Consider the following 12793-nt stretch of genomic DNA (forward strand, 5'->3'; position numbering starts at 1 on the left):
CAAAATCTCCACCAACTGCACCTCTAACGGTCCGTCAGACCCTTACAACTCCAAAATCTCCACCAACTGCACCTCTAACGGTCCGTCAGACCCTTACAACTCCAAAATCTCCACCAACTGCACCGACTGCACCTCTAACGGTCCGTCAGACCCTTACAACTCCAAAATCTCCACCAACTGCACCTCTAACGGTCCGTCAGACCCTTACAACTCCAAAATCTCCACCAACTGCACCTCTAACGGTCCGTCAGACCCTTACAACTCCAAAATCTCCACCGACTGCACCTTTAACGGTCTGTCAGACCCTTACAACTCCAAAATCTCCGCCTACTCTACCTTTAACGGTCCCTCAGACCCTTACAACTCCAAAATCTCCACCGAATGCACCTTTAACGGTCCGTCAGACCCTTACACTTTTCCAGTCCTCAATCGACTGCACCTTTAACAGTCCGGCAGACCATATACCAGCCATAAATCAGCCAAAAACTAGCTAGAAACTAGCCACAAACTAGCCAACGACTCCCCCACAACAATTAGCGCACTCCCTTACTCCGAGGAATAATCGTCCCAAGTGCCCTGAAGGTCCTGGAAGAGCTGCTCCCGCCCAATCCGCTTGCCGATGTACGCCTGAACCTGGACGGCCATCTGGTAGGTGTTGGCCTCGTAGCCGGGATAGCGCTGCCACATCCATGGCAGGATTTTGTTCTGCTCGATATAGGTCTCGACGTCTGCCGCCAGCGGTCCGATCTGCTCCTTACTGAAGGGGATACTCTTAAAAGGAGGAATAAATCGGACATCGGCGAAAAACTTCCGCCCCTCAGCGGAAGAGACGAGCCAGTTCAGAAAAGCTTTCGATTCGCGCTTCACCTTGGAGCTGCGGCTAATGACCCAATAGTTCGGCACGCCGACCTGCAGCTTGTCCATCGCTTCGCGCTTGTCGTTGATCGGCATCGGAAGCAAACCGATGTCCATGCCGGGATTGAGCTTGTCCATCATTCCCTGCACCCATACGCCCTGCTGCATCATCGCAGCTTTGCCTTCCGCAAAGTTGGTGACCTGCGACGTATAGTCCGTCTGCAGCGGGTTCGGTTGGCCGAATTCCACAGTCAGGTCGATCAAGTCGGTCCAATTGCGCAGCACCGGATTAGCGGTCAGCTTCTCCCGCCCCATTCTGACATCCTCGACATAGGCAATCGGGTCCGGCTGCAGCGTAAAAGCCACGTTCACCAAATGATTGCCGACGACCCATCGCTCCGCGTAGCCGTTCTCGAACGGCTGTATGCCCGCTGCCTTCAGCCTGATCGCCGTATCCCGCAGCTCTGTCAGCGTCACCGGAAGCTCCGTAATACCGGCCCGCTTAAACAAGTCTTTATTGTAGACGAATCCCCAACCCTCGATGACGAGCGGCATCCCGTAGATCGCGCCGTCCTTCGTAATCGCCGGCTTCGTCAGTTCCAGCATATCGTCTACCCACGGCTGGTCCGTCAGGTCTTCCAAATGCTCTTGAAAGAGATCGAGATCGGAATAGCCCGCCACGAAGAAAATATCCGGCCTGTCGCCGGAGTTGAACTTCGTCTTCAGCCCGGCCCCGTAATCGCAGCCGCCTCCGCACGTCTCGACTTCTATATTTACGCCGGTTTCCACCGCGTACTGCTTAACGAGCGCATCAAGCTGCTCGGACATTTCCACTTTGAAATTGTAGAGCTTGATTACGGTCCCCGTCCGATCTTCCTGGTCGGCTCCGGCGCCGTCTCCGAAATGAGTTTGTCCCTCGCTTCTGCCGAAGCCGCACGCAGACAAAGCGAGCAACAGCAGAACAACCGTCCAAATTCCCAAGCCGCGCATCCGCATCTGTGTCTGCCGCCCCTCTTTCCCGTTTACCGTGCCTTCATTTTTTTCGTACCTACATTATACACGTTGCATCCCGCAAATCATTCTGCCCCGCTCAGCGTCAACTCCCACACAGCGGCAATAGGGAGCAAACCGCTGCAACAGCGGCCTGCCCCTCGCTTCCTATTTATTGCGTTACCGTTTATTGCCCTTCCTTCCAGGCCCTATTATCGCGGCCAACGCTCTTCCTTGCTCATCAAAGGCGCGAACGCTTGATGCGGCTCGCTCTGATACCAGTAAGCGACCGTTGCGACGTCGTCCTGCCTCTCGAACAATCCCTTCTTGTACACGCCAATCTGCTGAACCGTCACCTTGATATCCTCGTAAAAACGGATCGGATCGAGAATATGCCAACGATAAAAGCCGCGCATCGGCGGAACGTCGTCGTTATGATACGGGTTGTGCACAAGATCGTCGTGGTTCGAGTAGTACGGGTAGCCCATGTACGGCGTGCAATAGGTGTTTTCGACCGTTTTGCCGTCCTTCTGCGTGGCAAAGCTCCATGCGCCGCCGAAATAATCCTCGGTGCCGGTGCCGCAAATCGTCGGATACTCGTCGTCGCCGTCGATGAACATTTTGACTTCCCCTTCGCCCCACCAGTGCCGTTCCAGCGTCGTCAGCGCCATGTACGTTCCGACATACTGGCCTCTGCCCTTCACATTGTCGAGAATGACATAGTCCTCCTGCTTGTTGGTGAGTCGTTGCCGCTTCCATTGGGCGTGGAAGTACGCCGTATTTTCCGGGAGCTCGTCGTGCAGGCAGTAATCGACCTGGTAAAAGAACGCCGGAATTGCGGACTCATGCTGATTCTCGATCGTAATTTTCGCTTTTTTGCGGAACGGCATCGGGAAGTAGCAATTAAAGCCGCGCGTCGGATTCACGACGATCGGAATCGAGTTGACCGTACAGCCTCTGGCGAAGCCGTTGCAGAAGAAATCCCCGAGCGGGCTTTCCACGGAAGGCTCCGTCTCGTCGTCCCAATACATCCGCAGCACCAAATCGCGCAAAACGTAAGTGTCCTGCTCCGTCCGATCGGTAACCGTAATCCAGATATGCTCGATGATCCCCGGGCCCTCCATCTCCGCCAAAGTGACGGTTGCGCCCGGCGCTACATCGCGCAGACAAGGCGAGCCTTTGCGGGAAGGACCGAGATGACTGGCGGCCATGCCGCCCTTGCCTTTTCCCCCGTAGGGATTTTCCGCGTTGATGGCCCGGCTTCTTCCGCTTTTCAGCAGCGGCAGCGCAGTCAGGCCGCCCATGAATGGATTGTCGATCATAATGTGCAGTCTCCTTTAGATGAGATATTAAACGGGATTACCCTTTAACGCCGCCCGCCATAATGCCTTCCATGATTTGCTTCTGGAATACGGCGACGAAAATAATAATCGGCAAAATGATAATCCAGCCCATCGCGCTGACGAGATCCCACGGTACGGCGTACATATTGTCTCGCAGCGGCAGTTGCGTAATCGCCGTCGACAGCACCGAGATGCCGTTGGAATAGAAAAGAGGTGTAAAGAAGTTGTTCAGGCACGTTATGAAGTTCACGATACATACGGTCGCCAGCGCCGGACGGAGCAGCGGCAGCGTCACATAATACAGCGACTGGAAAAAGCCGCAGCCGTCGATCGAAGCCGCCTCTTCGATGGAGACCGGAATATCCTTGAGATAGTTTTGCAGGATGAGAATCGTAAATGGCAATATGCCGCTAATGTACAAAACAATCAATCCGGAATACGTGTCGTACAAATTTACATAACGCAGAAAGTCGTACAGCGGACGCGCGGTGACGATATCGGGAATTAGCATGGACGCCAGCAGGAATGCCGCCGCAAGCGTTAACCATCTGCTCTTGAAGCGAGCAAAGCTGAAGGCAGCCATGACGGAGATGATCATCCCGACGAGAATGGAAACGCCGACGATGATCGCCGTGCTGCCGATTTTCTTCATCAGACCGACGTTGTCGATCAAATACTTGTAGCTGTCCAGCGTCGGATGAAGCGGCCAGTACCGGATCGGCTTGGAGAACAGCTCACCCGCCGGCGTAATGGAGGAAATGAAAATCCACCATAACGGAAACAGAATGAGAAACGCCACAACGGCTGCCAGCAACCACTGGAATCCACGGAGAATCAATGGACGTGAAAACTTGGAAACCATATTCGTTCGCTCCTTAATAATCGACGCGTTTGGCGGCCTTCATGCTGAGACCGCTGAGCAGAGCCATCACGATAAAGAGAACGACGGCGATCGAAGCCGCATAGCCCGTATTCAGGTTCGTGAACGCCTCCGTCGTTATCCGATAAGCGATAAGCGCGGTACTCTCGCCCGGCCCTCCGCTCGTCATCGCATAAACGACGTCGAAGGAAGTAATTCTCCACATCGTGAAGAAGATGCTGAGCACCCATATATTTTTCGAAAGCAGCGGTAAAGTGATGCGGAAGAAGGACCGGATCGGCCCTGCGCCGTCGATTTTGGCCGCTTCGTACATGTCCGAAGAGATAAATTGCAAGCCGGCGAGAATGAGAATGGCGAAGAAAGGCAAGTCCTTCCATAGGTCGACGGCAATGACGGCGTAGCGAGCCGTATTCGTATGAATAAGCCAGTCCATGCTGAACGACGGGTTAAACCAGCGTACGAAATCGTTGATCAAGCCGTAATCGTTGTTGAACGCCCATTTCGAAGCCATGGCAATGACGACCATCGGCATCGCCCAAGGCAGCAGCACGATGGTGCGCAGCACCTTCTGGGCTTTGATCTTCATGTTGAGAATCAGTGCTAGAGCAATGCCCAATACAAGATGCCCGATCATCGATCCGACCACGAAAATGACCGTAAACTCAATCGAAGTCAGCATCTTGGAATCGTGAAATATATCGATATAGTTGCGGAAGCCGACGAATTCGTGCAGCCCCCGCAGCAGCTTAATGTCGTAAAAGCTGACCCGGAACGTCTCGAGGATCGGGTAGATCGTGGTAAACAATCGAATCAGCAGCGCCGGGAGGACAAGGACCCAAGCCAGGGTCAAATATTTTCTGCTCAAGTACATGGCAAAGCGCCTTTCCTTTGGAGTATCGATGCGAGCGGCGGCCCGCAGGCAAGCCGAGGATGATCCACCGTTTGGCTGCGATCACCCTTCGGCCGACTTGCTTGCGGAACCGCGCCTGTCGAGCCTGCCTTATTTGTATCTTTCGACGGCTTCCTGAGCCTTCGCGCAGAATTCATCCAGCGTAATTTTGTCCTGAATATAGTTTTGGAACAGCGTGCCCATCTCGGAGATGAACTCCATCGTCTGCGGAAGCATAGGACGGCCGCGAACTTCGCTTGTCTGTTGAATCTGCGTGTACACTTCCTTGATATCGCCGGACACCGCTTCGTTGGCGGCGGCATCGGCTCTTGCCGGATATTTGCCGAAGTATTTCCAGCCGCTCAGTTCGCCGTCTACGCTCGCTGCATATTTCAGGAACTTGGTCGCCGCTTCCTTATTTTTCGAAGACGAGTTCAGCACAAAGCTCCACGAATCGGTGAAAATACTGCGCTTGGCGAATTGCGGCATGTTGATCATATGGATCTGGTCTTTACCGTAGCGGCCAGCTTGTTCATAATCCGTACCGGTGCCCCACATAAATACCATCCCGTATTTGCCGTCGATGAACTTCTGGTTCATCTGCTCGTACTTGTCGGCGATCTGATCGACCGGCGTGACTTTCCACGTATTGGCCATATCGTACATGAACTGAACGGCTTTGCGACTGCCCTCGTTGCTCCAGTCGAAGTAGTCTCCGCCGAACAGGTTCACGAAAGTCGCGATTTCGTTAAACACGTACGTCTTTTCCCAAGAACCGCCGTAGCCGTATTGTCCGTCTTTTGTCGTGGCTTTCAGAAATTTGACGAAGTCCTCTTCGTTCTCGATCGAAGTCATCCCGACTTCATCGAGCTTCTTCTGGTCGACCCATAGGCCCAGGTATCCGGAGTAGCTCGGCACGCCGATCACGTCGCCCTTGGACGAGGTCAGCATATCCTCCATATAGCCTTTGGGAAGCTGACTGTAGACGTCCGCGGTCAGAACGGTATCCTGCAGCGGCTCCAGCCAGTTCGCATTTTTGAAGGACGTCGCCATCTCGTCGTTGACCTCTAAAATATCTACCGAGCTGTCGCCCGACGACAGAATGGTCGAAACCTTCTGCTGACGCGTATCCGAATCGGTCGGGGCGGCTACCCAGTTAATTTTGACGCCGCTTTTCTCCTCCGCTTCCTTCAGCCACTCCTGAAAGCCCGGCTTGGTAGACTGGATGGTGTAGAGAGTAATCTCATCCTTACCCTCCGACTTGCTCTCGGAACTGGAAGCGGGGCTCGACGAAGCGGCTCCGGTGCCGGTCGCAGCCTTGTCGGAGCCGGAACTCGAACAGGCCGATAATAGGACGGCAAATGCCGTGATCGTTGCCAAAACAAAGGATGTTGTCTTTTTCACGTGTATTCTCTCCCTTTTCATTTTGAACTTCGCGGCGAACCCGGAAGGTCCGGAGCGCTTCGTACAACTCAAGTATAGGAGAGCGGCAATTGCGAAAATACAACTGATATTGATCAAAAATGTGTAAGATTGTGAGGTGCCTTGAACTTTAAAAGAGGCGGTGTTAGACTGAAAGCCAACTTCCGCAGACAGGAGAACCGCTATGAAAATCCGCAGCAGCATCCGGTACAAGCTGAGCGTTTTTCTGTTGATATCCATCATCGTTCCGATCGCCGCCTCCATCTTCCTTTCCTTTTTCTACACTAAGCGTTCCCTGAAGGAAGACGCGATCCGCGAAAACTCCAATATCGTACACCAGGGCGCGACCAGTCTGATCAGTCAACTGAATCAGATGAACAATCTGTCCCTGTCCGTCTATACGAATGTCCATGAGTCCAGCAGTCTGTACAACATTCTGAATCGGGGACGCAGCGACTTCATGGTCGAACGGAACCTTTACTCCGGCCTGCACTCCATCGAGCAATCCGCAAAGGAAGTTCAACAAGTGTACTTATATTCCGATCTGGCCGATCAATCGTATTTGCTCATTAACGGTTTTCTGAAGCGCGATGTCGGCCAGGCAGGCCTTGAAGGCCATTATGTTCAGCCCTTGAACAAGGACGATCCTTATTTCGAGCCGCCGCATGTCTCCCATAACTACGGGATGGAGGAGTTTCCCTATAGTCCGGTCAACACAGTGCTGACGATTCATCGTCCGGTGTACCGCGCCCCGCTGAAGGAGCGAATCGGGGTGCTATCGATTGACTTTAAGCTGGATAGGCTGCGCAACCTGAGCGATATGCTGTATGACAAAGGCAACGAGCATCTCTACCTGCTTGACGACACCGGGACGACCGTCTACTCCTCCGAGACGGAGTGGATCGGACAGAAACCGCCTCATAGCTGGCTGCAGCACGCTCGCTACAACTTGTTTCAATCGGGCTATTTTGACTGGAAGGATGACGGTTTTCACGGAATTGTGATTTATGAGAAATTTGAGCTAATTGGCCGGGTGTGGACGATTGCCAAGCAAATTCCGAACGACTACCTTTACTCCAACGCCTCGCGGGTGCTGCGGATCAATATGATTTTGCTGGTGTCGTTTCTGGTCGTGGCCATCGCGGCAACGCTGTTCGTCTCCGTTAAGCTGACCGCTCCGATCAAACGGCTAACCGAATCGATCAAGAAAATCAAGCTGGGCAAGCTGAAGCTCGACATCCATTCGGATCGCAGCGACGAGGTTGGCGTGCTCGGCCATACGATCAAAAATATGGTGGATACCATCGATAATCTGATCATGCGCGAGCTGCGGCTGGAGCTGGCCAACAAAAACAATCAGCTTAAGGCGTTGCAAGCTCAGATCAATCCGCATTTTATTTACAATACGCTGCAATCGATCGGCTCCGTGGCGCTGCACCATCAGGTGCCCAAAATATACGAGCTGACCTCCTCGCTCGGAGCGATGATGCGCTATAACATGAACACGGAAGAGTCGGTTGTCCCGCTGTATAAAGAGATTTCGCACGTCGAAGCCTATTTGGAATTACAAAAACAACGCTTCAAAGAGCGGCTTAGCTTCCGGATCATAACCGAAGGGGCGGATCTTGCACTCAGGATGCCGAAAATGATTTTGCAGCCCCTGGTGGAAAATTGCTTTAAACACGGCTTCGAAAACAACAGCGGGCCGCTGGAAATTACGCTTGTCTGCCGGAGCGACGACGAAGAGCTGCGAATCGTCATCGAAGATAACGGGCTGGGCGTTCCGCCGGAACGCATGCGGCAGCTTGTCGAGACTATTGGACAAGGGGAAACCGATAGCGATTCGGACGGCAGCATCGGCCTGATCAACGTCATCTCCCGGCTGCGGCTGTACAATGGAGAGGAGTCGCAATTGCTCGTCCGCAATTTGGAGCCGGCCGGCTTCTCCGTCACCTTGATTATCCCGGTCAGAAAGGAGGGTGTATCCGCATGAAGGTGCTTATTGTCGACGATGAACAGGATGTAAGAGACTCGATCCGGCTGCTTGTTAATTGGGCTGAATTCGGAATCACGCACATCTTGGAGGCTTCCGACGGCGCTGCGGCGATGGAGCTGATTCGCAGCGAGAAACCGGAAATTATTTTTACCGATATGAAAATGCCCAACGTGGACGGAATCGGGCTGCTGCAGTGGATCGAGACAGAAGCCCCCGAGTCCAAACGCATTGCGGTCAGCGGTTACGACGATTCGATGTTTATTCGCAAGACGATGAAGCATGGCGGGCTCGACTATTTACTGAAGCCGATTCAGCGAGGCGAGCTGCTGGAGGCGCTGCGGAATGCCGTCAGCTCTTGGCGGCAGGCGGAGGAGAACCGTCGCTTAACGATTCAGAAAAACGTGGAGATCAATCAGACCAAACCCGTCTATTGGGACAAGGTGCTGACGAAGGCGGTCTCGCAGGAAGGCTATTATCGAACCGTTGCCGAGGAGCTGCAATCGGCTTTCGGCTGGGCGGACGTGCGCGAGTGCCAGCTCGTTATGCTGCTGACCGATCCGCTGCCGCGCGCCATGATGGAGAAGTTCGGGCATAACCCGGACCTGCTCTATTTTCTGATGACCAACATCTGCAACGAAATTCTCGGCGCGGCCAAGAACGGCTATGCGTTTAAGCATACCGACCCGAACTACGGCATTGTGCTGCTGTGTACGGGCGATCTCGCTTCTCTGCCGGACAAGCTCGCAGCGATGAACGAAGCGCTCTACCGCGTTCTTGACGCGCGGTTCTATTTTGCCTGCGGTGCGGCTCAGCGGTTCCCGGATCGGATCGTCGCAGGCTTCTTGCAAGCGTTGCAGACGGCCCGCTCGGTATCGTTTAGCGGCGACGGTCGCTGGATTCGTCCTTACGTCGAGACGGCTGCTCCCGCCGAGAAGCGTGTCGTGCTGGCCGAGTACAGCGAAAGCATGATTGTCGCCGTCTTCAGCGGAGATCGACAGCGGATCGAAACTGCCGTGACCAACTGGATGCAGGCGATCGGACAGCTTCAGGCCGTCACCTGGGATCACCTCAAATATTGGCGGTACGAATTCGAATTGATGTACAACCGGCTGCTGGAAAAGATCGACTACGCCGGCGACAATCCGCCTCCGCCGCTGCCTCGTCGTCTATTCATGTTGGAGAAGGACGGCAGCATATCCTTGCCGGAATGGAGCCGAGAATGGACGGAAGCTCTGATGCGCATCGCCGAGGCGTTGAAGCTGAATCGGCAGCAGGAGCACAATGCGATCCACGCCGTCAAAGCGTTCGTCGATACGCACTACCGTCAAACGCTGTCCCTGCAGGAGATCGCAAGCCGCTTCTTCCTTAGCCGGGAGTACTTGTCCCGCAGATTCAAGCAGGTGTACAACGAAAATCTATCCGAATACATCGAACGGGTGCGCATCGAGAATGCAAAGGTGCTGCTCCAGAACGATCAGTATTCGATAGCCGCGGTGGCCGAGATGGTCGGCTATCAGGACGGCCGCTATTTCAGCAAAATTTTCGGCAAGCTCACAGGCATGACGCCTCGGGAATATCGGAAGGGGCTTGGGGGCGGGGGATAAGCGTAGTGTTCAAGTTACACAAGGGTTCTGCCTCACAAGTAAAATTTACGCCCTACGGAAAAAATTTCCGCGAGGGAAGCTAGTCGGAAAATCGTACAAAACAACTCCAAATAGCTCAAACGACGGATGTTTATAGGAAAAACCGTACAAAGCAACTCCAATCAGGCTCAAACGACGGACGTTTGTAGGAAAAATCATATAAAGCGACCATAATCAAAGGATGTATGCCACTAAAGCATTTTCGATGCTCGCCTGTTCCATCCTCCAAACCTTGATTATGATATAATTTGGGAAATCGTATGCGCGAAGAAAGGTAGGAAATAGACCATGCGCATGGTTCGAATCCCCCGCTCCCGCTGCCTGCAACTGTTGCAGCGCGAATCGCATCGCTCCTTAACACTTTTTACCGCACCGACAGGTTACGGTAAATCGGCGCTTATGAAAGATTGGTCAAACTCGACGTCTCCCGCAATTTTTACCGGTTGGTTAACGCTGGAGGAATCGGACAACGACCGAGCGCGTTTGCTAGATCGCTTGACTGCGATCCTCCCGGTTGAAAAGGAAGTTGAGGGGCCTCCCTCTCTAGAAGCGGTCGTACGATCGTTCTACGCTCGGGATGAAATCCGTCTATTCCTTGACCGGTTCGAGGCCATTCATGAAGCGGACATTCGCGATATGTTGACGGATCTGATCGTCCAAGCCCCTGGGCACGTTCGCTTCTACATTGCAGGTACGGACGTAACGCCTCTACTCAGCGACGCCCGTATTCCTCATTCAGACTTGCTCGTTGTAACCTCCGATCATTTGAAGCTGGATGCCGCCGAGATGAAGCACTACGTGCAATTAAGCACCGGAATCGAGCTGGAGAATGAAGTCGTTCAATCGCTAGAGTGCCTGATCGAGGGCTGGCTGCCGGCCGTTAACTGCTTTATTTCGTATTTGGACGGCAGCAGGGCTCATAGATGGAAACCGAAAGCGGCCATCGATGCGATTGTGCCCGAGATGCATAGCTATTTTTTGCATCGCGTGTTTTTACGGCAATCCTCCGAAATACAGTCCTTTATGCTGCAAACCGCGCTGCCCGACTTTTTCGATACGGAACTCGCTTTCGCGTTAACGCAACTCTCTCAAACGGTCGACACAATCAAGCACATTGCGGGGAGCGGCCTGTTTCTGTTCCAAGAAACCTCAGATCGTTATCGCTATCATCCCTTATATGCCGATTTCCTGCGTCGCCATTTCAAGCAAACAGAGCGGGAGAAGTATGAACGACTGTACGATTGTTATGGGACTTGGTTGGAAAATAAGGGTTTTCTGCTCGACGCGGTTCAGCATTGGCTGCATATTGCGAACTATGAACGGGCAACGAACGCTTTTCTTGCCGATATCCCGTCTCTTTTCTCCTATCCGACTAAAAAAATTCTTCAAGCGCTGGATACCTTCCCGCTCAAGGAACTGATCAGATCGCCTACAGCCGGGATCTTGTACGCATGGTTCCTGATTACCGATCAGAGGCTTTCAACGGCGGATACGGTTCTCCATCGGACGGAAGCCGGTATGAGCGAGGATGAGGTCTACCTGTTCGCGCTCACCGGAGAGGATTTGCGCGGATATATCGCCTCCTTCCACTCGATCGTTTATTATCTGCGGCACGATCAGGATAAGGGCACCGCATTTATGCAGGAGACGGAATCCCGCCTGAACGGCCGGGGATTGATCTATTGCCATACCAGCTCGCTCGGCAAACCCGTCGGCTCCCTGTTCAAAAGCGCCTTCGGTCACTGGGGTTCATTGGACCAGTCGATTACGATGTGCGAATATGCGGAAAAGAAATGGCGGGGCGACAGCGTAGCATACGGCTATTTTCAGGCACTGCTTGGCGAATGCTATTACGAACGCAATCAGTTGGACGATGCCGAGAGGCGCTTGCTGATCGGGCGCAGAATCGGGCTGGATCGCAGAGATCCCGGTTTGCTGCTTCCGACAACGCTGACGCTCGTTCAGATAAGGTTAAATGAAGGAAATGCGACGAAGGCAGAGAGGCTGCTTGAGGAGACGCAAACCCTGTTGGCCGAACAACCGGAAGCGGCATGGCTGTTAGATGCCTGCAAGGCTCGTATTGGCTTGGAAACCGATGATGCCGAATCCGTAAGTCGCTGGCTTGCTAATCAGGAAGAGAGTACGACGGGAACGCACGATCACAACTATATGTACAAGTATTTGACGCTGCTGCGAGCTTTGCTGTATACGGAAGAAATCGAGAGAGGCAGCGCTTTTGGAGAAAGTCTGCTTCAATACAGCCAGAGCTTGTACCGTCATTACTATAAAGCGGAGCTGCACCTGCTGCTCGCCCTGTTCAGCGATAGAACGAGAAACATCGCCTCCGCCGTTCTGCACCTGGAACAAGCGCTGCAGATTGGTCATGCCGAAGGCTATATCCAATTGTTCTACAAGGACTGGAAGCGAATCGGACCTCTGCTCGCGAAATACGAGAAGCAGCTGCGTTTGGCTCTTAAGGAGGAAGGCGATACGGCCGTGTTCTACGAACAATTGCTGCAGATGCCCCGATCCGCAGCGCCGAATGCGGATGGGTTCGGCAAAGCCGCAAATCTGCTCACCCCCGCCGAATACAAGGTACTCCAATTGCTGCTCGAAGGCCGTTCGAACGCCTTCATCGCCGGCAGCCTGAACAATTCGATCGAAACCGTCAAGAGCCATTGCAAAAATATTTATAAAAAGCTTGAGCTTAAAAATCGCGGTGCGGTCCGGGCTCATTTCGAGCAAGCGTCCCGTATGACGAACTAGCTCTTCCCT

At 53.4% G+C, this 12793-nt stretch carries 8 protein-coding genes; 3 read left to right on the forward strand and 5 right to left on the reverse strand.

The window, feature by feature from the left end:
• Positions 1-546: 546 nt before the first annotated feature.
• The 5 genes from J4772_RS04535 to J4772_RS04555 form a co-directional block, all read right to left on the reverse strand.
• Positions 547-1851 (reverse strand): ABC transporter substrate-binding protein, encoded by a 1305-nt coding sequence (locus J4772_RS04535; protein ID WP_209074308.1) that lies wholly within the window; start codon positions 1849-1851, stop codon positions 547-549.
• Positions 1852-2057: 206 nt separating this feature from the next.
• Entirely contained in the window at positions 2058-3167 is a 1110-nt protein-coding gene (locus J4772_RS04540; RefSeq protein ID WP_247741018.1) for a glycoside hydrolase family 172 protein, read from the reverse strand.
• Positions 3168-3204: 37 nt separating this feature from the next.
• Positions 3205-4050, reverse strand: coding sequence for a carbohydrate ABC transporter permease (locus J4772_RS04545; RefSeq protein ID WP_209074309.1), 846 nt, complete (start codon positions 4048-4050; stop codon positions 3205-3207).
• A gap of 13 nt (positions 4051-4063) precedes the next feature.
• The gene (locus J4772_RS04550) at positions 4064-4939 is read right to left on the reverse strand and encodes a carbohydrate ABC transporter permease (RefSeq protein WP_116060135.1); all 876 of its coding nucleotides are present in this window, start codon (positions 4937-4939) and stop codon (positions 4064-4066) included.
• Between the two features lie 129 nt (positions 4940-5068).
• Positions 5069-6361 (reverse strand): ABC transporter substrate-binding protein, encoded by a 1293-nt coding sequence (locus J4772_RS04555; protein WP_209074310.1) that lies wholly within the window; start codon positions 6359-6361, stop codon positions 5069-5071.
• Between the two features lie 202 nt (positions 6362-6563).
• Between J4772_RS04555 and J4772_RS04560 the strand changes: the two genes are divergently transcribed.
• The 3 genes from J4772_RS04560 to J4772_RS04570 all read left to right on the forward strand — a co-directional run bounded on the left by J4772_RS04560 (position 6564) and on the right by J4772_RS04570 (position 12784).
• Complete coding sequence (locus J4772_RS04560) at positions 6564-8372, forward strand: cache domain-containing sensor histidine kinase (protein ID WP_209074311.1); 1809 nt, start codon at positions 6564-6566, stop codon at positions 8370-8372.
• Positions 8369-9979, forward strand: coding sequence for a response regulator transcription factor (locus tag J4772_RS04565; protein WP_209074312.1), 1611 nt, complete (start codon positions 8369-8371; stop codon positions 9977-9979). Before J4772_RS04560 ends, J4772_RS04565 begins: the two co-directional genes overlap by 4 nt.
• A 327-nt stretch (positions 9980-10306) precedes the next feature.
• Positions 10307-12784, forward strand: a complete 2478-nt coding sequence (locus J4772_RS04570; protein WP_209074313.1) for a winged helix-turn-helix domain-containing protein — start codon at positions 10307-10309, stop codon at positions 12782-12784.
• Positions 12785-12793 lie beyond the last annotated feature (9 nt).

It is taken from the genome of Cohnella sp. LGH, assembly GCF_017671885.1.
GTDB classification, from domain to species: Bacteria; Bacillota; Bacilli; order Paenibacillales; family Paenibacillaceae; genus Cohnella; species Cohnella phaseoli.